This window comes from Ruminococcoides intestinihominis, assembly GCF_040096285.1.
Lineage (GTDB): Bacteria > Bacillota > Clostridia > Oscillospirales > Acutalibacteraceae > Ruminococcoides > Ruminococcoides intestinihominis.
The window spans coordinates 1-24,531 of record NZ_JBBMEY010000031.1; the positions used below are offsets into that span (position 1 = coordinate 1).

The following is a 24,531-nucleotide window of genomic DNA, read 5'->3' on the forward strand; positions in this document are numbered from 1 at the left end:
CTCCAAAACAATCCTTCCACCACTTCGTGGTCCCCCTTCCTTTACACAAGGAAGTCTGGATGGTTTCTACTAATTCTAAATATCTACCACATAACAAGGCAAGTTCTAGCACCACAAACAAAATTGAAAAACCCTAATTTGCATAACAAGCTTATCTTTACCAACAGACAAAATTGAAAAACCCTAATTTATAGTGCAAATGAAAAATAATTCAAAAAGAAATCGGCAAACGAAAACCACTATTGTGTAATACAATAGTGGTTTAAAACTCATTTTAAATTTATTTCATTAGAATATATACAAAAAACAAATTATGCATAGTCCTCTTCGTAGTTACCTAAGAAGCTAAATTCCGGTAACTCTGTACTTAATGCACATAGAAGTTTTGTAACTTCATCATTCTTAACATTACCTGTAAAGTCAAGATAGAATAGATATTCAAAAGGCTTATTAGCCATTGTTCTTGACTCAATTTTGGTTAGGTTAAGACCTAGGGAACTAAATCTGCATAGTACACTGTAAAGTGTACCTGTAACATGAGGTAAACCAAAGCATAGGCTGATTTTCTCAGCATTTTCAGGAATATATAGCTTTTTAGAAATAACAATAAATCTTGTTGTGTTGTCACTTCTGTTTTCGTAATTTTCAGCAAGTACCTTTAAGCCATATTCCTTAACTGCACTATAATTACAAACTGCTGCAAGGTTAATTCTCTTACTGTTTGCAACATCCCTTGCAGCAATTGCAGTGTTAGCAGATTGTAGTGTTTTGTAGTTGTTAGCAGTTATCTTGTCACTACATTGTGCAAGTGCTTGAGGATGTGACCATACTTCTTCAATATCCTCTAAATTAGCCTGTGGAATAGATGCTAGGTAGTAGTGGATTGGTAGGTCTAGTGACTTAATAATATAAAATCTATGTTTTAGAATTAAGTCATAAACATCACTTACTGAACCGGCAGTAGAATTTTCTACCGGTAACACACCATAGTCAGCATCACCGTTTTCAATAGCCATAAATACATCTTTGAAACTTTTACAAAACTCAGGTTCACAGTCAGGGAAAATCTTTAGAGTAGCCTCGTGGTTGTTAGCACCGGCAATACCTTGACAAGCTACCTTAGTATTTTTGTTGTATGGAATGTTAGGAGAAGAATTTTCAATAAGCTCTTTCATTTCTTTACCTGAGCCAACAATATTGTGTTGTAATGCTCTGGAAAGTTCCATAATGTTGCTAAACAGTAACTGTGCTGCATATCCGTATTCTCCACCACGAACAAGTACATCATCAAGAATTTCATTCTCTCTGTCTTGGTTAAGAATAGGAATGTTGTTTGCCTTTTTATAGTTGCCAACATCCTTAGCACATTCCATTCTGCGTTTAAAAAGTTCTATAAGTTTCTCATCAATTTCGTTGATTTCTTCTCTTATTTCTTTTAAATCTCTCATTATCTTCACACCTTATGAAAGTAAATCTAGTATTGTAATAGCTGTGATTGCCTCAATAACCGGTACTGCTCTTAGGACAATACATGGGTCATGTCTGCCTTTAATTTCAAGAATATCATTCTCTTTAGTTTCAAGATTAATAGTTTCTTGTTTTTGAGCAATAGATGGTGTTGGCTTTACTGCAACCTTAAATACAATAGGCATACCATTTGTAATGCCACCAAGAATACCGCCACAATTATTTGTTTTAGTATATACATTTCCATTTTCATCATAACGGAAATTATCATTGCTTTCACTACCACGCATTTCTGAAAGGTCAAAACCTTTGCCAAATTCAATGCCCTTCATTGCAGGAATACCGAATACTGCTTTGGCAATTCTGCCCTCAATACCATCAAACATTGGTTCGCCAATACCGGCCTTAACACCAACAACACCACATTCAATAGTGCCACCAACAGAATCTTTATCTGCTGATGCATCAGAAACAACCTTACGCATAGGTTCTTCCTTACTTTCATCAATAAGTGGGAAAGAACTGTTAAGCAATCTGTCTATTGTTTCATTATCTATGTTGCAGGGATTAAATTCTTCATCATATACATTGCCGATACTGTTAATATGAGCAGTAACCTTAATTCCTTTTTCTTCAAGTAGTTGTTTACATACTGCACCGGCAAAAACTATAGGAGCAGTAATTCTGCCACTAAAATGACCACCACCGGCAATATCGTTAAAACCATTGTACTTTACATATGCCGGATAATCACTATGTCCCGGCCTAGGGCATCTTTTAATATCTGAGTAGTCCTTGCTCTTTGTATTGTTATTGTGGATAATTGCACAAAGTGGTGCACCTGTAAGTACATTGTCAACTACACCTGAAAGAATTTCAGGAAAGTCAGCTTCTTTTCTTGGAGTAGCAGTTTTGTCATTACCGGGAGCTCTTCTCTTCATTTCGTGAAGAACCTTGTCCATATCTATTTTCATACCGGTAGGTAAACCGTCAACAACAATGCCGATAGCCTTACCGTGACTTTCACCAAATACTGAAATTTTAATTTTTTCACCTATTGTTGATGACATTTACATTACCTCCCAGTTTTTTAAAGTCCTCAAAAAAGTTAGGATAACTTTTGTTGATAGCTTGTGCGTCAGTAACAGTAACTTTGTTTCTTGAAATAATTGATGCAACTGCACTTGCCATAACAATTCTGTGGTCGTTACAGCCTTCGGCTTTACCACCGTTTAGCATACCTGCACCTTGAACAATTAGTCCGTCATCAACTTCAGCTACCATACCACCAAGGTTATTAATAGCCTCACAAGTGGTCTTTAGTCGGTCGCTTTCTTTGATTCTCAGTCTTTCTGCATTGTAGATTTTTGTGACACCATAAGCACCACTGCCACATACTGCAAGTACAGGTACAAGGTCAGGAATTTGACTTGCATCAATGTTAATTCCTCTTAAGTCGCCTTTATTCTTAACCTTTACAAAGTCTGTGCCAATCTCAATATCAGCACCGAATTTCTTAATTAAATTACAAATTTCTCTGTCACCTTGTGTGGAATTTGGGTCAATTCCTTTTACGGTGATTTCACCACCAAATGCACCGGCAACCATAAAGAATGCTGCCTGACTCCAGTCACCTTGTACTGTGTAGTCATGAGGTGTGTAGTGCTGATTACCCTTTACAAAGTAGCCGTATTCGGTTTCTTCAACTATTACACCAAATCTTTTCATGGTGTCAATTGTCATATTTACATAACCCACACTTTCAAGAGGTGAAGTAAGTACAATTTTACTGTCACCATCAAGTAAAGGTAAAGCAAGTAGTAGTCCTGTTACAAACTGACTTGATACATTACCCGGTAGGGAATATGTACCACTCTGTAATTTACCCTTAGTATCAAGAGGTAAACCACCCTCAGTTTCACACTCTACTCCATGAGTAGGCAGTAAATCCAAGTAAATACCGATAGGTCTTTGTGGAAGTCTGCCTTTGCCAACAAAGTGACCACTAATTCCCAAAGCACTGACTACAGGAATTAAAAATCTTAATGTGCTACCACTTTCACAACAATCAAAAGTACCCCTACCACTAGAAAAAAGGTGACTGCTGTCAATAGTCAGCGTGTCACCCTTAACTTCTGTTTTAGCTCCAAGAGCATTGACACAAGATATAGTTGCCTCAATGTCTTGAGAAAGTGTAATAGGAGAAATTGTACATTTACCCATAGAAAGTGTAGCACAGATAATAGCTCTGTGACAGTCACTTTTTGATGCAGGTATGGTAACAGTGCCTTTTAGTTTAGCAGGTGTTATCTGTACAGTTGTCATTTATACTTCCTCCGGAACATCAATATATTGTTGAAAATCTCTCAAATCCATTGTTGATACTGTGGCATCTCCAATAGACTTTAGTATTACTACATCAATGTTGTGACCAGAACTTTTCTTGTCACTTTGTGCAGCAAAAGCAATATCTCTAACTTCGCTGTCATCATGAGTAGGTAGGTTGTACATCTCGCAAAGTTCTGCAATCTTGTTAGCAGTACCCTTAGGAGAATAACCGTCCCTTTCACTGGCTTTAGTCATCATAACCATACCTATGGCTACAGCCTCACCGTGAGAAAGTTTCTTGTATTCGTAAATTTTCTCAAGTGCATGACCAATAGTATGACCAAAGTTAAGTAGCTTTCTTTCGCCACTTTCTTTTTCATCTTTCTGAACAACATCTCTCTTGATAGAAACACATCTGTGAATAATGTTTTCAATATCAAGTTCATCTCTGCCTTTTTTTAGTAGTCTAAATAAACCGGCAGACTTGATGCAACCATACTTGATAACTTCTGCCATACCGTCATTTAGGTATCTTTCAGGTAAAGTAGAAAGTGTATCAGGGTCAATAAGTACAACACTAGGTTGCCAAAAAGCACCTACAAGGTTCTTGCCTTGTGGAATGTCATAACCTGTTTTGCCACCAACTGATGAATCAACCTGTGCTAATAGGGAAGTAGGTACTTGTACAAACTCAATACCTCTTAGGTATGTTGCAGCAGCAAAACCTGCCATATCTCCCGTAACACCACCACCAAGAGCAAGAATCATATCTTTTCTTGTGATATTGTTGTCAGCTAGGTGACTATAGATTGCCTCAATAGTTCTAAAGTTCTTTGATGTTTCACCGGCCTTAAAGACAAATTCGGAAACAATAAATCCAGATTGCTTTAAGGAAGTGATAACACTTTGACTATATAATGCGTGAACATTGCTATCTGTTACAACAGCAATTCTTGTTGGGGAAGAAACCTTTTTGATATATTCTCCACAGTGGTTGATTATTCCTCTGTCAATTATAATCTCATACTTTCTTCCTGTATTTACTTTAAGCTTTTTCATTCGCCTAAAGCCTCCTTAATTTCATGTCCTTTTTGTAGCAAAGACATAAGTTTTTCTTTATCATCCTTTGATATAGCATCTTCTATATCTCTGATGTTTTTGATTAAAGTTTCAAGTTCCTTTAGTAGTGGTGCTTTATTTTCCATAAAAAGCTCACTCCAAAGTTCTGCGTTAATGTTAGCTACTCTTGATACATCACGATAGCTACCGGCAGAAAAACCCTTGTGGTTCATACAGTTAGGTGAAAGAACATAAGCACAAGCAAGTACATGAGGTAACTGACTTGTAAAAGCAATCATTCTGTCATGTTCTTCCGGTGTGGTGATTTTGATACCACCGAAACCGATAGAAAGGTTAAAGTCAGCAACTTTCTTTACTGATTCATCATCTGCACCACAAGGTACAATAATGCAACTGGCGTTTTTATAAAGGTCACTGTCAGATACATCAAAGCCGTTTTTCTCTTTACCTGCCATTGGATGAACACCAACAAATGTAAAGCCAAACTCTTTGCTAAGTGCAGTTAAGTCATCACAGATTTCTGTCTTAATACCTGAAGTATCTGTAACAATAGCACCTTTCTTGATTTTGTCACCATTTTTTCTGATAAAGTCAACAGCAGCACCGGGATAAACACCAAGGATAACCATATCTATATCTGATAGGTCATCAGCAGAACCAATCTTATCTATAGCTCCACACTTTAGTGCTTTCTCCAGTGGAAGTGGACTTCTGTTTATACCAATTACATAGTGGTCTGTGTATTTCTTGATAGCCTTACAGTAAGAACCACCAATAATACCTAAACCAACAACTGCTATTTTCATTTTATTCATCCTTTATAGGGCTGACTTGATTCTGTTTACTTTCTTTACAACTGAGTCAAATTCTTCAGGTGTAAGTGACTGTGCACCGTCACATAGTGCATGAGGTGGGTCGTTGTGTACTTCAATAATAAGACCGTCTGCACCACAAGCTACAGCAGCCATTGCCAATGGTTCAACAAGCCAGTTCATACCGGTAGCGTGACTTGGGTCAACAACAACAGGTAGGTGGCTTAAACTTTTAACAATAGGAATAGCTGAAAGGTCAAGAGTGTTTCTTGTATATTTTTCATATGTACGAATACCTCTTTCACAAAGGATAACCTTTTCATTACCCTCAGCCATAATGTATTCGGCACTCATTAGCCATTCTTCAATAGTTGCACAAAGACCTCTCTTTAGTAAAATAGGTTTATCAAGTTTACCTAGTTTCTTTAGTAGAGTGAAGTTCTGCATATTTCTTGCACCAACCTGAATAATGTCAACATCCTTAAATAGGTCAATGTCAGATTCACTCATAATTTCTGTAACAATAGGAAGACCTGTTTCTTCCTTTGCCTTTAGTAGTAGTTCAAGGCCCTCAGCCTTTAGACCTTGGAAGGAATAAGGTGAAGTTCTTGGCTTAAAAGCACCACCACGAAGTACATTAGCACCTGAAGCTTTAACTGCTTTTGCAATTTCTGTCACCTGTTCTGCTGATTCTACAGAGCAAGGACCTGCCATTAGTGTTAAGCTACCGTCACCAATCTTTGTACCGTTAGATAGTGTAATAACAGTATCATCGGGATGAAATTTTCTGTTGGCTTTCTTATATGGTTCTTGAACTCTTCTTACAGAATAAACAACATCCTGAGCATTAATTGTGCCAATATCAATAGCAGTAGTGTCACCGATAAGACCTAAAACAGTTTCGTTAACACCTTGCCACTGATTTACTTCAACATTGTATTTCTTTTTTAGAGAAGTAGAAAAATCCTCAATAGTTTTCTTGTCTAATCCTCTTTTAAGAACTATAATCATTTTTTATTTCCTCATTTTCTATCCTTAATACTCATTTATATCATACATATAAAATACATTATAACACAAAATTTACGATTTGTGTAGTAGTTATAATATTTTATCACTTTAAAGCGATAATATCAATAGAAAAAACCTTTATTTTACTGCATTGAGTATGTCAGAAGCTACCTTTAAAGGACTGTTGTCACCATTAATAACAACATCACTTGCACTTTTATATAGAGGCATTCTTTTTTCATAAAGCTCTTTCATTGCCTCATCTTTGTCAGGCCTCTGAAGTAGTGGACGAGTAGTATCGTTCTTTAGTCTTTCTTTTAGCACTTCAAGTGGTACATCAATCAGTACAATAGTACCGTTTTCTTTTAGCACATCAACATTTCTTTGGAATGTTAAAGCACCACCACCTGTAGAAATAATAATACCGGACTTTTTAGATAGTTCTTTACAAGCCTTGTACTCTAAATCTCTAAAGTAGCTTTCGCCATATTTTTCAAAGATTTTAGAGATTGTTATACCCTCGGTTTCTTCAATATATGCGTCAGTATCAATAAGGTTCATTCCTGACTTTTTCTTTAGGTTTTCACCTACAGTTGTTTTGCCACAACCCATAAAACCGCATAGAATTATATTTTTCATTACTTATTCTTTAACTCCTCAAGACAGTCTACGCAAAGCTTGTTAATGTCATCTTTATTAAAAGTAACATCATTCCACTTTTGCTGAGCTACTACTGCTTGCCATACTAACATAGCCATACCACCGATAGCCTTGTTGCCAAAAGCCTTAGCTTTCTGTACAAGCTGAGTTTCTAAAGGATTGTAGATTGCATCAAATACTGCCTTAGAATTTTTGATAATTTCATCATTAACAGGACAGTTGTCAACTTTAGGGAACATACCAACAGGTGTTGCATTTACAAGAACATCAATTTCACCACTTAGTTCATCAAGTAGGCAAACCTTAACCTCTGTTTCCTTAATTGATTCTAGTTCTTTCTTTAGGTCGTTAGCCATATTAACATCATCTTTACGAACTGCAAGTGTTAGGTCATTGTCAGCTAAAACTGCTTCATAAGCCATTGTTCTTGCAACACCACCACAACCAAGGATTACAACTCTGCCACTAAAAGGAATATCGGCACTTTCAAGAGCTTTTAAGAAACCGTCAGGGTCAGTAGTATATCCCTTGTGAGTACCGTTGTCGTTAAATACAGTGTTAACACTACCATATAATTTAGCCTTTGGGTCTAGTTCATCAATAAGTGGGATAATGCCCTGCTTATGAGGAATTGTAATGTTAAAACCGTTTAGGTACTGTAATTCTTCCTTAAACTTTTTTTTAAGTTCTTCCGGTGGAATATCATATACACTATATTCTGCATCAATTCCGGAAAGAGAAAAAAGTCTTTTATGAATGAATGGTGACATAGTATGTCCGATTGGATGTCCGATTACTGCATATTTTTGTTTAGCCATAATTTCTCCTTGAATTTTCTTATTAAAAATGTAATAAAATATAAAAATTTTCAAATAAATATTGACAAAGTTACAATTTGCTTATACTATAATTGTAACGGCTATGGATATATTTTATCAAATATGTGATAATTTGTCCATAAAAGCTGAGGATTATTTTGTTAATTTAATAGGAGGATAATTACTATGGTACTAGAAAAAGTAAAAAGCATTCTAGCAGAACAGTTTGATGTTGAAGAGGATACAATTACAGAAGAAACTTCTCTACAGGACGATCTAGGTGCAGACTCTCTTGATGTTGTTGACCTACTAATGTCAATTGAAGACGAATTCAGCATTGAAGTTCCTGACGAAGATGTTGAAAACATTAAGACAGTAGGCTCACTTGTAGCTTATATCGAACAGAACTCTTAATTTTAATTGTTCAAGATAGGGTTGGCTTTTTGCCAACCCTTGTTTTATTTTATGGTAAATTTACGGAAAAACCGTTATAAACACTTGAAAAAACTACTCCTATTTTGTATAATAAAAATAATGCGTAATAGACTTGAAGGGAGTTTATATTAATGGGTAAAAATAAAAAATTTGTTTCTGCCATTACAAGTCGTGATGAAGATTTCGCAAAATGGTACACAGACATTGTAAAAAAAGCAGAATTAACTGATTATAGTGGTATTAAGGGATGTATGATTATCCGTCCTTATGGTTATGCTATTTGGGAGAACATTCAGGCTGACCTTGACAGAAGATTTAAAGAAACAGGTCACCAAAATGTTTATATGCCTATGTTTATTCCGGAAAGCCTACTACAGAAGGAAAAGGATCATGTTGAGGGCTTTGCTCCTGAATGTGCTTGGGTTACTGTTGGTGGACAGGAAAAGTTACAAGAAAGACTTTGTGTTCGTCCAACATCAGAAACACTTTTCTGTGAACATTATAGCAAGATTATTGAAACATACAGAGACCTACCAAAGCTATACAACCAGTGGTGTTCAGTTGTAAGATGGGAAAAGACAACTCGTCCATTCCTAAGAACAAGTGAATTCCTATGGCAGGAAGGTCACACAATGCACGAAACTGAGGAAGAGGCAAGAGAAGAAACTCTAAGAATGCTACGGGTTTATACTGACTTCTATAAGGAAACACTTGCTATTCCTGCTGTTATCGGTAGAAAAACAGAAAAAGAAAAATTTGCCGGTGCTGAAGAAACATACACTATTGAACCAATGATGCACAACGGTGTTGCACTTCAGGGTGGTACATCTCATTACTTTGGTGATGGCTTTGCAAAGCAGTTTGACATTACTTTCCAGGGTAGAGACAATAAGCCTCATTATCCACATCAGACTTCTTGGGGTGTATCTACAAGAATGATTGGTGCTATTATTATGGTACATGGTGATGATGAAGGTCTTGTACTTCCACCAAAGATTTCTCCAATTCAGGTAGCTATTGTTCCTATTGCTCAGCATAAGGAAGGTGTGCTTGATAAGGCAAATGAACTTTATGACAGACTAAAGAAGCAGTTTAGAGTTAAGCTTGATGACAGTGACAACTCTCCTGGTTGGAAGTTCTCTGAATATGAAATGAAGGGTGTTCCTGTAAGAGTTGAACTTGGCCCTAAGGATATTGAGAACAATCAATGTGTTATTGTTCGTAGAGATAACAGAGAAAAGATTTTTGTTCCACTGGATCAGCTAGAGGACAAGATTACTGAAACTCTACAGGCAATTCACGACAGTATGTATGAAAAGGCTCTAAAGAATATGCAGGAAAAGACATTTACTGCTAAGACTTATGATGAGTTTATTGATATTGCTGAGAATCACCCTGGCTTTATTAAGGCTATGTGGTGTGGTGATACTGCTTGTGAAGAAAAGCTAAAGGAAGTTACACATGGCGTTAAGTCAAGATGTATTCCATTTAATGAAGAACATATTGCAGATACTTGTGTATGCTGTGGCAAACCTGCAAAGCATATGGTATTCTGGGGAAAGCAGTATTAATAAATACTTTAATAATTAAGAGTTTTTTAGAAAAGGAGGGGTATTATGCCAATTAAGGTAGCAAACAATTTACCAGCTATTAAGATACTTGAGGAAGAGAATATTTTTGTAATGCCGGAAGACAGAGCAATTACTCAGGATATTAGACCCCTCAAAATTGTTATTCTAAATATTATGCCAACCAAAATTGCAACAGAAACCCAACTTATTAGATTATTAAGTAACACTTCTTTGCAAGTTGATGTTGACTTACTTCATATGAAAAGTCACTTGGCTAAGAATGTTAGCCAACATCACCTAGATACATTTTACAAAACTTTTGATGAAATTAAGGACACAAGGTATGACGGTATGATTATTACCGGTGCACCGGTAGAACATATGGAGTTTGAAGAAGTTGACTATTGGGAAGAGTTAACGGAAATTATGGATTGGGCAAAGAAAAATGTTTGGTCAACATTCCACATTTGTTGGGGTGCTCAAGCAGGACTTTACCATTATTACGGTATTCATAAGAGAGAACTTGATGAAAAGTTAAGTGGTATCTTCCGTCACAGAATTTCTGCTAAGTATCATCCTTTACTTCGTGGACTTGATGATGTGTTTATGATGCCTCATTCAAGATACACCGAGAGTATTCCGGAAGAGATTTATAGCAACCCTAACCTTGATGTACTTGCTACCAGTGAAAAAGCCGGTGTTGCTATTGTTGCTGACAAAACTTGCAGAAAGATTTTTGTTTTTGGTCATGCAGAATATGACAGAATGACTTTGGCTGATGAATATAAAAGAGATTTAAAAAAGGGTATTAACCCTAAAATTCCTTATAGTTATTTTCCAAAGGATAATGTTGATGGTATTCCTGATAAAAAGTGGAGAAGTACAGCTTTCTTGCTTTTTGCAAACTGGCTAAACTACTTTGTATATCAGCAAACACCATTTGACTTAAATGAACTTAATAATTAACGCAAATAAAAACACCTATCAGTTAATTCTGATAGGTGTTTTTGCTTTACCGGAGGGAAATTTAGCAAAGCATTTTTGAGCGAATATTATGTAAAATTCTTTTTTCTTTTCTGCTGACTTGTACTTGAGTCATATTTAGGGTTTTGCCTGTTTCTTTCTGGGTCATATGCTTAAAGTATCTTAGTTCAATAAGTTTGTTATCTTCATCGCATAAGTCCTCTAAAGCCTTTTTTAGCGAGATTTTTTCGGTACATTCCTCCTCACAAGAGTTTACTGTAAGGTCAATTTCGGTGTTTTCTTCTGTGGTTAAAGATATAGGCAGCCTACCGGCATTTAGTGCATCATTTACCTTTTCTTCTGTGGTGCCTAATTTTTCTGCAATTTCACTTATAGTAAGGTTGTTTTCTTTCTCGGTAAGGGTGTTTATTTTTAGGTAAAGTTCCTTTAGGTTACGGCTGACCTTTACTGTGCCACCTTCTCTGAAAAGCCTTTTAATTTCACCTAGAATCACCGGTACTGCATATGTACTTAATTTATAGCCTAATGTGTCATCAAACTTATCAACTGCCTTTATAAGTCCAACACAACCTGCCATATATAGGTCCTCATATTCAATGCCTTTGCCCTTGAATCTTTTGCAACAAGAATGTACAAGTCCTAAATTTTCTTCTACAATTTTATTACGACTTTTCATATTTTGTCCTAATAATCTTCTTGTATAAGGTTACTGTTGTGCCTTGATTTTCCTTTGACTTTACCTTTACTTTGTCCATAAAACTTTCCATCACTGCAAAGCCAAGACCGGCTCTTTCTTCACCACCTGTTGTAAAAAGTGGTTCCATAGCTTTCTTAATGTCAGGAATTCCCTTGCCTTTGTCACGAATTTTGATGGTGATTAGGTTGTCCTCTGAGATTTCACCTTTTATGTAAATTATTCCACTGCTGTCGCTGTAGCCATGTACAATACTGTTTGTGACAGCTTCAGATACAGCAGTTTTTATATCGGAAAGTTCATTTATTGTAGGGTCAAGTTGCAGTACAAATGCAGACACAACACTTCTTGCAAAACTTTCGTTTATACTTTTTGAGGGGATTTTCAGTTCCATAGAATTTACAATATTCATTTTACTACCCCCAATGTTTGAATACCGGCAAGGTTTACCATTCTTTTTAGATTAAGTGGTAGGTTAACAACTTCTAGCTTGCCACCGATTAATGACATTTGACGAAATCTTCCCATTATTAAGCCTATACCACTACTGTCCATAAACTTTACATTAGAAAAGTCTAATGATAGCTTTTGTGGTCGTAGTGCCTCTGTTTGGGAGTCAATCTCTTGCCTTAGCGATGTACTTGTGTGTTGGTCAATCTCACCATTTAAAAATACTGTGAGAGATTTGTTTTCATATGTTGAGTTAATCATTTTCAACTTCCTTTTCTGAAATTTGAGCATAAAAAAGTTCATACTATTATAATAAATAGTATGAACTGAAAAATTTGTATTATTCTGTTGGATAGAAATTATTTTTTAAATTTATTCATTAAAATAGGTCTGATTTCACCGGCTAGGTAAAGTGAACCACAAATCATTACTGTACCATTAATTTCATCAGCCAGTGCAAGGGCTTTGTCAATAGCTTCTTCCGGTGTTTCACAAGGAATAGCATTGTTGAATTTTCCTTCACACATTTTTGCAAGTTCAGTATTGCTGATTGTTCTTGGATTGTCAACAGTTAGTGTGAATACTGTGTCAAATTTACCGTCAATAAAATTAAGTGAATGGGTAATGTCTTTATCCTTTAGCATACCCATAATTAATACTCTAGGTGCAGTTGTGTATTCATCAACACTTTTTGCAAAAGCTTCCATACCGTTAGGATTGTGAGCACCATCAAGAATAACTGTAGGTTCTTTTGAGAGAACTTCAAACCTTGCCGGATTATTGGCCTTTGCAATACCGTATTCAATATCGGTAGGGGTAATGCCAAAGTAATGTTCATCATTTAGTACTTCAATAGCAGTTAAAGCAGTTTTTAGGTTGCTGATTTGGTGTAGTCCTACAAGGTGTAGGGTAAACTCTTTTCCTTTATATTTAACAATTGTTCCATCTAATGTGGAAAGTTTTACTTTTACTTTGCAGTCCTCGGCAAAGTGATACATATTGTGCTTTTCTACACAATCCTTTACAATTTGCTTTTCAATTTCCTTGTGAGTTTGTTCACCGATAACTGTGTTGGAGTCTTTCTTGATAATACCACATTTTTGGTAAGTGATTTTCTCAATTGTATCACCAAGTACAGCAGTATGGTCAAGGTCAATCGGTGTGATAACTGAACATAGTGGTGCAGGGATAGTGTTGGTACAATCAAGCAATCCTCCCATACCTGTTTCAAGCACAACAATGTCACACTTTTCAATGTAATAATAGTAAAATGCAATAGCATTTACAAATTCAAATTCTGTAATGATTTCATCATTCTCAGCCATTTGTTCTACAAATGGATAAATGTATTCTACAATATCGGCTAACTTCTGCTTTGGTATCATTTCACCGTTAATCTGTATTCTTTCTCTAAAATCAGTGATGAATGGTGAGATGAAAAGTCCTGTTTTGTACTTAGCCTCAGTAAGTACAGAACTAATCATTTGGCAAACAGAACCTTTGCCGTTAGTACCGGCTACATGAACAAATTTGCATTTGTCCTGAGGGTTGCCAATAAGGTCAAGTAACTTTAAAATTCTGTCTAGTCCCGGTCTTGAACCAAAATGTAAAAGACCATGTATTTTTTCTAATGCTTCAGTATATGTCATAGTAATTCCTTATAAATCTCATTCTTCTTAAATCCGGTTAGTGATGCAATTTCTTTACTGGCAGTAGTAGCTTTTTCTCCATTTTCGATTAGCTTTTTAGCCATCTCTACTGCATCACTAAGGGTGTATGTTTCTTCTTCTTCCTTATGTGGTTTGCCACCAAGTACAAGGACTATCTCTCCCTTTAGTCCTGTTTCTCCATAATCTTCATAGGCCTTGTCTGTTGTTGTGCGAATAACCTCCTCATGAATTTTGGTTATTTCTCTAACAATGGATAGCTTTCTGTTTGGAAAGTAATTTGCAAAGTCCTTTAGTGTGTTGGAAAGTTTGTGGGGTGCTTCATAGAAAAGCATTGTTCTTTCTTCATTTATTAGACTTTCCAGGTGTTCCTTACGGCTTTTCTTATTTACACTTAAAAAACCCTCAAATGTAAATCTGCCTGTTGGCAGTCCTGAAATAGCCAATGCCGAGGCAAAGGCAGTTGGTCCGGGAATAACAATGGTAGGAATTCCTTTTTCTTCACATTGCATAATGAGAAGTTCTCCCGGGTCACTGACACAAGGCATACCTGCATCTGTAACAATAGCACAAGTTTCACCATTAAGAATTCTATTTGTGATTATCTCACCTCTTTGAAGTTTGTTATGTTCAAAGTAGCTAACCATTTCTTTCTTTATACCAAAATGGTTTAGTAGCTTTAGTGTTACTCTTGTGTCCTCAGCAGCAATGAAATCAACTTTTTCAAGTGTTTCTATTGCTCGTGGGGAAAAGTCATTTAGGTTACCTATTGGAGTACCTACTACATATAATACACTCATAATTGCTCCTTATAATTTCCGTAAACCTTTAGCATTTCTTCTGAATATTCACCTTGGCTATTTTCTATCATCAAGGTTTCTTCTGTAGTCATAAAGCCTCTCTTGCCACCTTTTCTGCCTTCTACTAATACCAACTTAGGTGGTTTGTTTAGCCTTTGTTGTACAAGTCTTAGCCTTTTAGGTTCAATTTTGTATTGCCTCATTAGTACAAGAATATCAGTTAGCCTTTCAGGTCGTTGACAAAGACAAAACCTACCTCCAAAGTTAAGTAGGGAAGAACTGACCTTTACAATATCTTCCAAGGAACATTCTACTTCATGTCTGGCAGTTTTTTTCCCTGAATGTGGGTTGTGTAGTCCTGTGCCGTTTTCTTTATATGGTGGATTACATACCACAAGGTCAAAGTAACCGAAAGGTACTTTGCCTTTTAGGTCTTTAAGGTCAGAATTAATTACAGTAACATTTTCCAGGTTATTATGCTTTATACTCCTTTCAAGCAGAGAACAAGCATCTTCCTGAATATCTACTGCAATAATTTCATTTGCCTTATTGTCTTTCTTCATAAGTAAGGGGATTGTACCACAACCTGTGCCAAGTTCAATTACTTTGTCATTTTTCTTAGCATTACAAAAGTAGTTAAGTATTATAGTGTCGGTAGAAAAATGATGAATGTCGCTTACAATAATTTTAATGTTATTGCCAAGTGGCTCAAAATGTTCATTTGGATTTAGCATACAGTCCCCCTAAAATTAGTGTTTCCTAGAAAATTATACTACAATATAAGAAAAACAGCAAGGCAAAAAACCTTGCTGTTTAACTAACTTCGCTCTCTTAAATTATGCTTCTGCAGGAGCACCTACAGGGCATGTGTCTGCACAAGCACCGCAGCTGATACATTCGTCAGCGTTGATTTCGTATTTGCCATCACCTTCAGAGATTGCACCTACAGGACAACCATCTGCACAAGCACCACAGCTGATACATTCATCAGAAATAGCATATGCCATTCAGAACACCTCCTTATTAATTTATCCTATTGTAACACGATAAAAGGAAAAAATCAATGAAATTTTGTGTAAAATCTACTTTTTCCAATTATTAAGTGTTTTTATTTCCTTCTTTATTAAAGTTTTTGTTTCTGTTATTTGGTCTTGGCTTTCTTTGTTGTGGCTTACGATAAGGCCTTTTGCCTTGGTTGTGGTTTTGGTTGTGACCACCGTTATTCTTTCTGTTTTGATACTTATGGTTAGGGTTTCTCTTGCGTTCATCCTTGTTAGGTCTTTGAGGTGCTTGAGTAGTTTCTGTTACAATTTCCTCTTCTTCTAACTTTGCTAAGTCATCAGTCAGTTCTTCTTCAAGTAGTGGTTCTTCCTCAATATTTTCAGTAGGGAAGTTCTTGCCTAGTGGACGAATTTCCTTAATGTTATAAACATGAGGTGCTGCTTCACTTGGAGTTGAATCAAGTTTAACCTTAATTGTACCGGTAAGCAAAGCAGTATCAACAACAGTACCTTTGCCTTCAGGTGTCTTAACATATGCACCAACCTTTGGAGTTTTCTTGATAAGGTCAGTATATGCCTCTTGTTCGTATTTTAGACAACACATTAGTCTGCCACAAGTACCGCTAATCTTTACAGGAGAAAGTGAAAGTCCTTGTTCTTTAGCCATTTTGATAGATACGGGCTGAAATTCACCTAGGAAACTGTTGCAACAACAAGGTCTGCCACATACACCTAAGCCACCTAGCATTTTGGCTTCATCTCTAACACCGATTTGTCTTAGTTCAATTCTTGTTCTAAATACATTGGCAAGGTCTTTAACCAATTGACGGAAGTCAACTCTGCCGTCAGCAGTAAAGTAAAATAAAATCTTGCTATTGTCAAATGTATATTCAACATCAACAAGTTTCATATCAATGTTATTTGCCTTGATTTTTTCTTCACAAATCTTTAGTGCATCCACTTCTCTTTTCTTGTTTTCTGCAAGATGTTCAAGGTCTTTCTTTGTTGCCTGACGTAAAACCTTTTTTAGTGGATGAACAATCTTGTCCTCTTCCACTTCTTTATTGGCTAAAGCAACTGTACCACATTCTACACCACGAGAAGTTTCTACAATTACTTTGTCATTTTGCTTAAAATCTATATCAGTAGGGTCAAAGTAGTAGATTTTACCTACTTCTTTAAATCTAACACCTATTACTGTTGCCATGTTATCCTCCTAAATTCTGAGCACAACCATGTGGATAGTAAGTTTTGGTTAACATTACTTTTCATCATTCTTTGTGCTTTTTCAATTGTATTTAAAAGAGAAAGGGACTTTTCTCTTGTTAATTTTCTGGTTAATTTTTCAGGGACAGAACTGTTGCTTAGTTTGTCACTGCCTACTGTAAGGGAAAGCGTATCTCTAATCAGTAGTTTAAGGTAAGGTATAGTCTGATTAAAACTATCCTTGTTGTTTACTTTATAAGTTGCACTTAAAAGTTTGTATTCGTTTATATCAAGTAGTGCAAGTGCAATTTCTTCTGCAATAGAAACACCTTCGGTAGAAAATTCATCTTCCTTTTGAATATTGATTACTGTACTTCTTGATAGGATAGTTTCCAGCAGAACACTTGCATCTTTACAAGTCATCACAAAAAGTATATTTTGTGGTGGTTCTTCAAGAGTTTTCAGAAAAGCATTTTGTGAAATTACAGGTAGCTTTTCATCAACATCTTTAAACACATAAACCTTAGTATCTGATTCGTTAGGAATAATTATAGTGTCACCGATAACTTCTTCCATAACTTCTTTATTATAAATTAAATTCTTTGATTTTGTACTGCCTTGTACATATGAAATATCAGGGTGAATGTGGGACATAGCTTTCTTGCAATTTTTACAGTTGTAGCAAGGTTTATTTTCTTCACTGCATACTGCATAAACACATAGATAATCAGCTACACTATTCCTTAATTCTTCGTTACCACCGGTAATAATAATTGCATGAGGCAGTCTGTTGTGTGAAGTTAGATTATTTAGTTGAGATTTAATTGTTTCGTTAAATTCGGAAAAGTTCAAAACTTCACATCCTTATTTTGCTGAGGCAATGTTAGTTAAAATACCCTTGTCGCTAATATCAATAATGCCGTATGTAGCACCATAACCATGACAGGAACCGGGATTCATAACATACATACCGTCAATATATTCATTCATAGAAATGTGTGTGTGACCATAAAGTACAATATCGGCATTGTTTTCTTTGCCGGCATAAATTAGATTTTGCAAACCCATCTTTGCATTGTAAAGATGACCGTGAGTTACAAAAATTTTCTTGCCCTCAAGTGTGATTTCAAGTGTAGGGTCAAGGCTGCTGCCCCAGTCACAATTACCCTTAACATTTAGAAAAGCTCTGTCAGGAAAGTTCCTTTTTGCATATTCTACATCCATTTCACCGTCACCACAATGGATAATAACTTCTGCATCAGAATGTGAGCGAATTGCTCTTTCCATTTTTGTAACATCACCGTGTGTATCTGAGAAAACAAGAATTTTCATAATTACTCCTTCATAAAAAGCCAAACTCTGCATAATATATTAATAGCACAGAGAAAGGAAATATACTATGTTAAATAATAGTGAAATTAATAATTTATTAAACGGACTTAGCCAAAGGCTGGATACCCCACCGGAAGTCCTCAAAGAGAACATTGAGAAAGGTAACTTAAATAATATCTTAAACAAAATGAATAGCCACCAAGCAAAGCGTATTCAAAAAATACTTGATAACAAGGAGCAAAGTGAGAAAATCTTAAATTCTCCACAAGCTCAGGCTATTATTAAAAAGTTGATGGGATAATGGACGACTTAACTTCTAAAATCAACGAGATTATGTCAGATCCTGAAAAACTAAAGGAAATCCAAAACTTAGGTAAAATGATGGGACTGAATACTGATAAAGACAGTAATAGTAGTGGTACAAATAATCAAAATACAGTATCTGTACCTAGTCCCAACAAAAGTCAGAATAATAATTCTCTTGGCCCTTTAGGTGATTTTGGTGGGATTGACCCAAGTATTATTGGAAAGTTAGCACCAATTTTCTCTTCCATTAACAAGGAAGATGACACCACCAGACTGTTTGATGCAATGATTCCTTTTCTTTCAGAAGAAAGGAGAGAGAAATTGCAGAAAATTCGCAAAATGATGGTGATTATGAAATTGTTGCCTAACATAAAAAATCTAGGTTTGTTTTAGGAGTAGTATCGTGGATGAAATGGAAAGGGAAGCACTTCGCAGAGCAGAAAAAATGCGAGGTGCTTTCTACTCAGACAGAAATGTACATAAAGAAGGTTCAAAACCTAAGCCCAAGGAAACAACTACTAATGAAAATAATAGTAGTGAAAAACCTAAGGATAAGAAGGTTAATATACCTAAACAAAGTCAAAATAAACCTAAAGAAAAGCAAGGTGATATTTTTGATACTTTGTTAAAGGATAAGGAAGCTACCATAATAATTCTTATGATATTCTTTCTCTATGATGATAACTGCGACCCTATGTTAATAATGGCATTAATTTATCTTTTGATTTAAACCCTGATTTGACCATTGCCCTCAACAATAAACTTTGATGAGGTTAATTCGTTAATGCCCATAGGTCCTCTTGCGTGAAGTTTCTGAGTTGAAATACCGATTTCAGCACCAAGACCAAATTCTCCACCATCAGTAAATCTGGTTGATGCATTTACATAAACTGCTGCTGCATCAACTTCTTTTTTAAACTTATTTGCTCTTGCATAATCGTTAGTGATAATACATTCTGAGTGACCACTGGAGTACTTTGCAATGTGTGCAATACCCTCATCAATAGAGTCAACAACTTTACAAGCAAGAATATAGTCAAGAAATTCTGTGTAATAGTCGCTTTCTTCTGCATCAACAATGTCATCACCAAGAATTTCTTTAGTAGTTTTGCAACCTCTGATTTGAACATTCTTTGTGTCTAACTTTTCTTTAATTTTTGGCAGAGCATCTTTTGCAATATCTTTGTGAACTAATATGGTTTCAATAGCATTGCAAACAGATGGTCTGCTTGTTTTTGCATTGAAAATAATTTCACTTGCCATATCAATATCTGCATATTTGTCAACATAAACATGACAGTTACCAACACCTGTTTCAATAACAGGTACTTTACTGTTTTCTACAACTGCCTTAATAAGTCCTGCACCACCACGAGGAATTAGCACATCTAGGTAGTCACTTAACTGCATAAGTTCAGTTGATGACTGTCTTGTTGTATCTTCAATTAGCTGAATACTGTCTTTAGGTAGTCCTACCTTTTCAACTGCATCACGCATAATCTTTGCAATAGCTTTGTTGGAGTTAATAGCCTCTTTACCACCACGAAGAATAACTGCATTACCGGCTTTTAAGCATAATGATGCTGCATCGGCAGTAACATTTGGTCTTGCTTCAAAGATAATACCTATAACACCTAAAGGTACTTTTACTCTTGTAACAGTTAAGCCGTTAGGTAAAGTGTTACCACTGATTACATTACCGATAGGGTCAGGTAGGGAAGATACCTTTCTGACACCATCAGCCATACCTTTGATTCTGTCCTCACCAAGTGTAAGTCTGTCAATCAGTGATGGAGTAAGACCGATTTCTTTGCCATACTCAATGTCAATATTATTAGCCTTAATGATTTCATCTTTATGTTCGATTAGTGCATCAGCAATAGAATTTAGTGCTAAATCTTTTTTGCTACCTGCAACAGAAAGTACTCTTGCAGCTTCCTTTGCTTTAGCACCCATTTGTTCAATTACAGTCATTGTCTTTTTCCTTTCCCATAAAAATAGTACCTACAGGTTTACCCTCAAAAACATCATAAATAGTTTCAGGGTTTTCACCGGATATAATCTGTACATCAATACCAACTTCTGTTGCAATTTCAGCAGCAAGAATTTTTGTAGCCATACCACCTGTACCACGGCTGCTACCTCTGCCACCGGCCATTGCTTTGATTTCATCTGTAATAAGTTCAACTGTATTGATTTTCTTTGCATCACTGTTTGTGGCAGGATTTTTGTCATACAGACCATCAATATCAGTAAGAATAATCAACTTATCGGCATTAATAATCTTTGCAACAATGGCAGAAAGTTGGTCGTTATCACCAATCTTGTTACCTTCAAGTTCGTCAGTAGCTACTGAGTCATTTTCGTTAACAATAGGGATAATACCCATATCAATCAGTGACATAAAAGTATTTCTAACAGTTTCTTCCTTGTGGGGAGTTTCTACTACATATTTTGTAAGTAGAATTTGAGAAACAACATTGTTGTATTCATCGAAGAATTTGTCATACATAAACATAAGTTCACATTGACCTACAGCAGCAATTGCTTGTTTCTTGTTTGTTTCTGTTGGTCGAGTAGTAATTCCAAGTTTACCCATACCAACACCTAAAGCACCGGAAGAAACCAATACCATTTCGTGACCTTGATTTTCCAGGTCAGAAATTACTTTGCAAAGTTTCTCTACTTTTCGTAAATTAGCTTTGCCGTTTTCATATGTTAAGGTAGATGTACCTACCTTGATTACTATTCTTTGTTTGTCTTTCATAATAGCCTCTTTGTAACAAAAAGTTTTCATTTTATTATATCATAAGAAAAGGGAATATACAAGGAAAATACTGTATTACTAAGGTATAAAAAAGAACCAAGCAAATAAATGCTTGGTTCTAAAATTATTTCATTTCATATAAATAATGGAGACATTCTTCAAATCTCAGACCATACCACTGAGAGTCTTTATCGTTAGCTGTGTGATTAATACACATTTCTGTAAACTTAGTTGCAAGGACAATACTTTCTTCAAAATCTTTACCCATTGTCAAGAAACCTGAAATTGTACTTGCAAATACATCGCCTGTACCATGAAATTGCCTGTCAATCAGCTTACTTTTAGCAGTTTTCTGTAAATTACTGTCACCTTTCTTAGAGTAAACTGCAACAGAATTTTCTTCCTTAACACCTGTGATAATTACATTCTTACTGTAGTTGGTAAGTGTATCTGCAATCCTTTCAAGGTGGCTTTCTGTTGGGCTTTCTACAAATGGTGTGTTTGTCAGCAGACAAGCCTCTGTTAAGTTAGGAATAACTATATCTGAAACATTGCAAAGTTCAAGCATATATTCCGGATAGTCCTTTTCAAAACCACTGTATAGCCTACCGTTGTCACCCATTACAGGGTCAGTGATAATAAGGCTTTCTTTGTGACCTTTTATAAAGTCAAGAACTATCTTAACCTGGTCTTTACTGCCTAAGTAACCGGTGTATATACAATCGAACTTTTCTCCTAAACTGTCAAAGTGGTTTAGGGTGTTTCTCATCTCCTCAGTAGTATCCTTAAAGGTGTAACCCTTAAAAACCGTATGAGCAGACAGAAGGGCAGTAGGTAAAACTACTGCCTCAATTCCAAGTGATGATATGATAGGCAATGCTATTGTAAGTGAGCATTTACCCATTGATGATATGTCGTTAATACAAAGAATTCTCTTCTGTTTCATAATTATTTTAGAAATTATCTGTTGTAAGCCATTAGCTTATTCTTAATTCTTGCCTTGTCAAAAGCGTAACCGATAATAATATATAGCACACCACTACCTGCAGCCTGAAGTAGGTTAGGAAGTAATGAACCGAAAGCACCTGCACCGTAGTAGAAAATTTCAAATGCAAAGTAACCACCAACTGTGATACCACAGCAAATTAGTACTGCAATCATATTTCTTACATTGATGATTGTATCTTTCTTGCAAGAGAAACATAGAGCAAGTAGAGCCTTAATTACCATTGTTACAGGAACATAAATACCGTAACCACCAACAAAGTCAGAAAGACCACCACCGATAGCTGCTGCACCAATAGCATATGGTGTTGGTAGCATAGATGCTGCAAGATAAATTGCTAAGTCACCTAGGTGAATGTAACCAATACCTGTTGGTACTTTTACGAAAAATGTTAGTACGAATATCATTGCTGCAAAAAGAGCTGCAACAACAATGTTGTAAAGTTGTTTAGATGTTTTCATTGTTTTCTCCTCTTTCATCCTCATTTTATAATCATTACGCAAAACCTTGAATAATGTTACATTTCATATTATAATATGGGTTGGTACTATGGAAATAACCAATATAATACTAAAATATAGTACCAGATGGTGATGCTATGTTAACTTATGATATGTCAAAAAGAGAGAAAACTCCAGCCTATCAGTATCTTTATCATTGTATAAAGGATGATATACTTTCCGGTAGCCTTTTACCGAATGAAAAGTTACCCTCAAAGAGAAGTCTGTCAACACACCTTGATGTTAGTGTTGTAACTGTAATGAGTGCCTATGAGCTTTTGGTTTCTGAGGGCTATTTATATACTAAGCCTAAAAGTGGTTACTTTGTTGTACCTATTAAAACTCAGCAAAAGGTAACTAATTTCCAATTGTCTGAACTTGATTTTAAGGAGTTTACACCATGGTTTGATTTTAGTGGTAATGCAACAGACAGTAGCGACTTTCCATTTTCAGTATGGAGTAAGTTAATGAGAAAAACTTTACTTGACTACGAAAGTGAATTGCTAAATCCTATACCATATAATGGTGCTGAGATTTTAAGGAAAGCACTTTGTCAGTATCTTTTTCATCATAGTGGTATGAAAGTATATCCTGAACAGATTATTATAGGTGCAGGTGCTGAGTACCTTTATTCTGTAATTATTAGGCTTGTAGGCAGTAACAAAACCTATGCATTGGAAAATCCCGGCTACAATAGAATCAGTCAAATTTATCAAATGAATCAGGTTGCAACAGAATATATTGATGTTGATAATAAGGGTATCAGCTATGAAAAGTTAAAGGAAAGTAATGCAAATGTTGTGCATATAAGCCCTAGCCATCAGTACCCAACAGGTATTGTTATGCCGGTAGATAGAAGAAATGAAATTCTTAACTGGGCTGATGAAAATGACGGTTATATAATTGAAGATGATTATGACAGTGAATTTAAAGGTAGCAAACCTATTGAAACAATGTTTTCAGCCGATAAGAATGAAAGAGTCCTTTACCTAAACACATTTAGCAAAACTATTGCACCGTCAATGAGAATAGGTTACTTGGTTTTGCCACTTCATTTATTGAAAAAATATAGAGAAACAATGAATTTTCTTTCATGTACTGTTCCTAGCTTTGAGCAATATACTTTGGCTAATTTTATTAGTGACGGTTACTTTGAACGACACATTTCACGAATGAAAAAGCAGTATTCATCACGAAAAAAGGAAATTATGGATGTTTTCAAGAATAGTGAAATTAAGGACAAAATCAGCATTGTTGAAAATATGTCAGGCTTTCACTTTTTAGTGAAAATAAATACAGAAAAGTCCGATGAACAGTTTATCAAGGAACTAAAAGAAAAGAATATAAATGCAAGATTTTTAAGTCAGTATTACCATAAAGAAAATAAGGATTGCCACCACTTTATGATTGTGAATTATTCCGGTATCCAAAAAGAAAAATTAGAAAAAGCAATCGAAATTTTAGGGGAAATAATTTAGTTTTTTAAATTCTGTTTGAGTGTAAAGGCTAGTTAGATAAATTAGGGCTTTTCAATTTTGTCTGTGGGTAAAGGTAAGTTAGTTTTAAATTTAATTGTCTATAAAGAAAAATTTATAGTGAGATTATGCATTTTAAATCATATATAACTATGACTCAC

General features: G+C 35.5%; 28 protein-coding genes and 1 pseudogene. 7 read left to right on the forward strand and 22 right to left on the reverse strand.

The window, feature by feature from the left end; translation table 11 throughout:
- Window positions 1–311: 311 nt before the first annotated feature.
- The 8 genes from WMO18_RS08060 to aroE form a co-directional block, all read right to left on the reverse strand.
- Window positions 312–1,448 (reverse strand): chorismate mutase, encoded by a 1,137-nt coding sequence (locus tag WMO18_RS08060; RefSeq protein ID WP_022506008.1) that lies wholly within the window; start codon window positions 1,446–1,448, stop codon window positions 312–314.
- A 12-nt stretch (window positions 1,449–1,460) separates the two neighbouring features.
- Entirely contained in the window at window positions 1,461–2,537 is a 1,077-nt protein-coding gene (aroC, locus tag WMO18_RS08065) for a chorismate synthase (protein ID WP_211147654.1), read from the reverse strand.
- Window positions 2,518–3,792 (reverse strand): 3-phosphoshikimate 1-carboxyvinyltransferase, encoded by a 1,275-nt coding sequence (aroA, locus tag WMO18_RS08070; protein ID WP_211147655.1) that lies wholly within the window; start codon window positions 3,790–3,792, stop codon window positions 2,518–2,520. Before aroA ends, aroC begins: the two co-directional genes overlap by 20 nt.
- Complete coding sequence (gene aroB / locus WMO18_RS08075) at window positions 3,793–4,854, reverse strand: 3-dehydroquinate synthase (RefSeq protein WP_211147656.1); 1,062 nt, start codon at window positions 4,852–4,854, stop codon at window positions 3,793–3,795. It abuts the gene before it with no gap.
- The gene (locus tag WMO18_RS08080) at window positions 4,851–5,681 is read right to left on the reverse strand and encodes a prephenate dehydrogenase (protein ID WP_211147657.1); all 831 of its coding nucleotides are present in this window, start codon (window positions 5,679–5,681) and stop codon (window positions 4,851–4,853) included. The genes aroB and WMO18_RS08080 overlap by 4 nt, the downstream gene beginning before the upstream one ends.
- Window positions 5,682–5,693: 12 nt before the next feature.
- Window positions 5,694–6,698, reverse strand: a complete 1,005-nt coding sequence (gene aroF, locus WMO18_RS08085) for a 3-deoxy-7-phosphoheptulonate synthase (RefSeq protein WP_022506013.1) — start codon at window positions 6,696–6,698, stop codon at window positions 5,694–5,696.
- 138 nt (window positions 6,699–6,836) lie between these two features.
- Window positions 6,837–7,337 (reverse strand): shikimate kinase, encoded by a 501-nt coding sequence (locus WMO18_RS08090; protein ID WP_211147658.1) that lies wholly within the window; start codon window positions 7,335–7,337, stop codon window positions 6,837–6,839.
- Window positions 7,337–8,176 carry a shikimate dehydrogenase gene (gene aroE, locus WMO18_RS08095; RefSeq protein WP_211147659.1) on the reverse strand — a complete coding sequence of 280 codons (840 nt, stop codon included), beginning with the start codon at window positions 8,174–8,176 and terminating at the stop codon, window positions 7,337–7,339. The genes WMO18_RS08090 and aroE overlap by 1 nt, the downstream gene beginning before the upstream one ends.
- Window positions 8,177–8,362: 186 nt before the next feature.
- On the opposite strand from aroE, the gene acpP reads away from it, so the two are divergent.
- The 3 genes from acpP (at window position 8,363) to metA (ending at window position 11,148) form a co-directional block, all read left to right on the forward strand.
- Entirely contained in the window at window positions 8,363–8,590 is a 228-nt protein-coding gene (acpP, locus tag WMO18_RS08100) for an acyl carrier protein (RefSeq protein WP_022506016.1), read from the forward strand.
- Between the two features lie 152 nt (window positions 8,591–8,742).
- A complete protein-coding gene (gene proS, locus WMO18_RS08105; protein WP_211147660.1) occupies window positions 8,743–10,182 on the forward strand; it encodes a proline--tRNA ligase in 1,440 nt (479 codons plus the stop codon).
- Window positions 10,183–10,227: 45 nt separating this feature from the next.
- A complete protein-coding gene (gene metA, locus WMO18_RS08110; protein ID WP_211147661.1) occupies window positions 10,228–11,148 on the forward strand; it encodes a homoserine O-acetyltransferase MetA in 921 nt (306 codons plus the stop codon).
- A gap of 61 nt (window positions 11,149–11,209) precedes the next feature.
- Here metA and WMO18_RS08115 read toward each other — a convergent pair whose 3' ends face one another.
- From WMO18_RS08115 to WMO18_RS08160, 10 genes and pseudogenes are all read right to left on the reverse strand, one after another.
- A complete protein-coding gene (locus WMO18_RS08115) occupies window positions 11,210–11,842 on the reverse strand; it encodes a sigma-70 family RNA polymerase sigma factor (RefSeq protein ID WP_211147662.1) in 633 nt (210 codons plus the stop codon).
- Complete coding sequence (spoIIAB, locus tag WMO18_RS08120; RefSeq protein ID WP_248004678.1) at window positions 11,829–12,272, reverse strand: anti-sigma F factor; 444 nt, start codon at window positions 12,270–12,272, stop codon at window positions 11,829–11,831. The genes WMO18_RS08115 and spoIIAB overlap by 14 nt, the downstream gene beginning before the upstream one ends.
- The gene (locus WMO18_RS08125; RefSeq protein ID WP_022506021.1) at window positions 12,269–12,571 is read right to left on the reverse strand and encodes an anti-sigma factor antagonist; all 303 of its coding nucleotides are present in this window, start codon (window positions 12,569–12,571) and stop codon (window positions 12,269–12,271) included. The genes spoIIAB and WMO18_RS08125 overlap by 4 nt, the downstream gene beginning before the upstream one ends.
- A gap of 98 nt (window positions 12,572–12,669) precedes the next feature.
- Entirely contained in the window at window positions 12,670–13,959 is a 1,290-nt protein-coding gene (locus WMO18_RS08130; RefSeq protein ID WP_211147663.1) for a bifunctional folylpolyglutamate synthase/dihydrofolate synthase, read from the reverse strand.
- Complete coding sequence (gene rsmI, locus WMO18_RS08135; RefSeq protein WP_211147675.1) at window positions 13,956–14,780, reverse strand: 16S rRNA (cytidine(1402)-2'-O)-methyltransferase; 825 nt, start codon at window positions 14,778–14,780, stop codon at window positions 13,956–13,958. Before rsmI ends, WMO18_RS08130 begins: the two co-directional genes overlap by 4 nt.
- Entirely contained in the window at window positions 14,774–15,511 is a 738-nt protein-coding gene (locus WMO18_RS08140) for a tRNA1(Val) (adenine(37)-N6)-methyltransferase (protein WP_211147664.1), read from the reverse strand. The genes rsmI and WMO18_RS08140 overlap by 7 nt, the downstream gene beginning before the upstream one ends.
- A gap of 102 nt (window positions 15,512–15,613) precedes the next feature.
- Window positions 15,614–15,784, reverse strand: coding sequence for a 4Fe-4S ferredoxin (gene fdxA, locus WMO18_RS08145; protein ID WP_022506025.1), 171 nt, complete (start codon window positions 15,782–15,784; stop codon window positions 15,614–15,616).
- Window positions 15,785–16,190: 406 nt separating this feature from the next.
- Window positions 16,191–16,985, reverse strand: a pseudogene (locus WMO18_RS08150) (PSP1 domain-containing protein); the annotation flags it as partial.
- Entirely contained in the window at window positions 16,973–17,836 is an 864-nt protein-coding gene (locus tag WMO18_RS08155) for a DNA polymerase III delta subunit-related protein (RefSeq protein WP_211147666.1), read from the reverse strand. The pseudogene WMO18_RS08150 and the gene WMO18_RS08155, both read right to left, overlap by 13 nt.
- Window positions 17,837–17,848: 12 nt before the next feature.
- A complete protein-coding gene (locus WMO18_RS08160; protein WP_211147667.1) occupies window positions 17,849–18,316 on the reverse strand; it encodes a metallophosphoesterase in 468 nt (155 codons plus the stop codon).
- A 67-nt stretch (window positions 18,317–18,383) separates the two neighbouring features.
- On the opposite strand from WMO18_RS08160, the gene WMO18_RS08165 reads away from it, so the two are divergent.
- Genes WMO18_RS08165 through WMO18_RS08175 form a run of 3 tightly spaced genes read left to right on the forward strand, consistent with a single transcriptional unit; the run spans window position 18,384 to window position 19,352 of the window.
- Window positions 18,384–18,617 (forward strand): hypothetical protein, encoded by a 234-nt coding sequence (locus WMO18_RS08165; protein ID WP_022506029.1) that lies wholly within the window; start codon window positions 18,384–18,386, stop codon window positions 18,615–18,617.
- A complete protein-coding gene (locus WMO18_RS08170) occupies window positions 18,617–19,015 on the forward strand; it encodes a hypothetical protein (RefSeq protein ID WP_211147668.1) in 399 nt (132 codons plus the stop codon). The genes WMO18_RS08165 and WMO18_RS08170 overlap by 1 nt, the downstream gene beginning before the upstream one ends.
- Before the next feature lie 10 nt (window positions 19,016–19,025).
- A complete protein-coding gene (locus WMO18_RS08175) occupies window positions 19,026–19,352 on the forward strand; it encodes a hypothetical protein (RefSeq protein WP_211147669.1) in 327 nt (108 codons plus the stop codon).
- On the opposite strand, the gene WMO18_RS08180 is transcribed toward WMO18_RS08175, so the two are convergent.
- From WMO18_RS08180 to WMO18_RS08195, 4 genes are all read right to left on the reverse strand, one after another.
- Window positions 19,349–20,596, reverse strand: coding sequence for a glutamate-5-semialdehyde dehydrogenase (locus WMO18_RS08180; protein WP_211147670.1), 1,248 nt, complete (start codon window positions 20,594–20,596; stop codon window positions 19,349–19,351). The two genes, WMO18_RS08175 and WMO18_RS08180, sit on opposite strands and share 4 nt — an antisense overlap.
- On the reverse strand, window positions 20,583–21,389 hold the full coding sequence (gene proB, locus WMO18_RS08185) for a glutamate 5-kinase (RefSeq protein ID WP_211147671.1): 807 nt from the start codon (window positions 21,387–21,389) through the stop codon (window positions 20,583–20,585). Before proB ends, WMO18_RS08180 begins: the two co-directional genes overlap by 14 nt.
- 124 nt (window positions 21,390–21,513) lie before the next feature.
- Entirely contained in the window at window positions 21,514–22,335 is an 822-nt protein-coding gene (locus WMO18_RS08190) for a pyridoxamine kinase (RefSeq protein ID WP_211147672.1), read from the reverse strand.
- 14 nt (window positions 22,336–22,349) lie between these two features.
- Window positions 22,350–22,856, reverse strand: a complete 507-nt coding sequence (locus tag WMO18_RS08195; protein WP_022506035.1) for a TIGR04002 family protein — start codon at window positions 22,854–22,856, stop codon at window positions 22,350–22,352.
- Between the two features lie 137 nt (window positions 22,857–22,993).
- Here WMO18_RS08195 and pdxR point away from each other — a divergent pair, with 137 nt between their 5' ends.
- Window positions 22,994–24,373 (forward strand): MocR-like pyridoxine biosynthesis transcription factor PdxR, encoded by a 1,380-nt coding sequence (gene pdxR / locus WMO18_RS08200; RefSeq protein ID WP_211147673.1) that lies wholly within the window; start codon window positions 22,994–22,996, stop codon window positions 24,371–24,373.
- Window positions 24,374–24,531: the final 158 nt, after the last annotated feature.

Coding starts and splice junctions, on each gene's coding strand:
- WMO18_RS08130 (WP_211147663.1), bottom strand. CDS start 13,959: ATGACATATACTGAAGCATTAGAAAAAATACATGGTCTTTTACATTTT.
- WMO18_RS08125 (WP_022506021.1), bottom strand. CDS start 12,571: ATGATTAACTCAACATATGAAAACAAATCTCTCACAGTATTTTTAAAT.
- aroF (WP_022506013.1), bottom strand. CDS start 6,698: ATGATTATAGTTCTTAAAAGAGGATTAGACAAGAAAACTATTGAGGAT.
- WMO18_RS08170 (WP_211147668.1), top strand. CDS start 18,617: ATGGACGACTTAACTTCTAAAATCAACGAGATTATGTCAGATCCTGAA.
- proS (WP_211147660.1), top strand. CDS start 8,743: ATGGGTAAAAATAAAAAATTTGTTTCTGCCATTACAAGTCGTGATGAA.
- WMO18_RS08160 (WP_211147667.1), bottom strand. CDS start 18,316: ATGAAAATTCTTGTTTTCTCAGATACACACGGTGATGTTACAAAAATG.
- WMO18_RS08190 (WP_211147672.1), bottom strand. CDS start 22,335: ATGAAACAGAAGAGAATTCTTTGTATTAACGACATATCATCAATGGGT.
- WMO18_RS08140 (WP_211147664.1), bottom strand. CDS start 15,511: ATGCTAAATCCAAATGAACATTTTGAGCCACTTGGCAATAACATTAAA.
- aroC (WP_211147654.1), bottom strand. CDS start 2,537: ATGTCATCAACAATAGGTGAAAAAATTAAAATTTCAGTATTTGGTGAA.
- aroB (WP_211147656.1), bottom strand. CDS start 4,854: ATGAAAAAGCTTAAAGTAAATACAGGAAGAAAGTATGAGATTATAATT.
- proB (WP_211147671.1), bottom strand. CDS start 21,389: ATGAAAGACAAACAAAGAATAGTAATCAAGGTAGGTACATCTACCTTA.
- aroE (WP_211147659.1), bottom strand. CDS start 8,176: ATGGCTAAACAAAAATATGCAGTAATCGGACATCCAATCGGACATACT.
- aroA (WP_211147655.1), bottom strand. CDS start 3,792: ATGACAACTGTACAGATAACACCTGCTAAACTAAAAGGCACTGTTACC.
- acpP (WP_022506016.1), top strand. CDS start 8,363: ATGGTACTAGAAAAAGTAAAAAGCATTCTAGCAGAACAGTTTGATGTT.
- WMO18_RS08080 (WP_211147657.1), bottom strand. CDS start 5,681: ATGAAAATAGCAGTTGTTGGTTTAGGTATTATTGGTGGTTCTTACTGT.
- pdxR (WP_211147673.1), top strand. CDS start 22,994: ATGTTAACTTATGATATGTCAAAAAGAGAGAAAACTCCAGCCTATCAG.
- WMO18_RS08165 (WP_022506029.1), top strand. CDS start 18,384: ATGTTAAATAATAGTGAAATTAATAATTTATTAAACGGACTTAGCCAA.
- WMO18_RS08180 (WP_211147670.1), bottom strand. CDS start 20,596: ATGACTGTAATTGAACAAATGGGTGCTAAAGCAAAGGAAGCTGCAAGA.
- WMO18_RS08195 (WP_022506035.1), bottom strand. CDS start 22,856: ATGAAAACATCTAAACAACTTTACAACATTGTTGTTGCAGCTCTTTTT.
- metA (WP_211147661.1), top strand. CDS start 10,228: ATGCCAATTAAGGTAGCAAACAATTTACCAGCTATTAAGATACTTGAG.
- spoIIAB (WP_248004678.1), bottom strand. CDS start 12,272: ATGAATATTGTAAATTCTATGGAACTGAAAATCCCCTCAAAAAGTATA.
- WMO18_RS08115 (WP_211147662.1), bottom strand. CDS start 11,842: ATGAAAAGTCGTAATAAAATTGTAGAAGAAAATTTAGGACTTGTACAT.
- WMO18_RS08060 (WP_022506008.1), bottom strand. CDS start 1,448: ATGAGAGATTTAAAAGAAATAAGAGAAGAAATCAACGAAATTGATGAG.
- WMO18_RS08090 (WP_211147658.1), bottom strand. CDS start 7,337: ATGAAAAATATAATTCTATGCGGTTTTATGGGTTGTGGCAAAACAACT.
- fdxA (WP_022506025.1), bottom strand. CDS start 15,784: ATGGCATATGCTATTTCTGATGAATGTATCAGCTGTGGTGCTTGTGCA.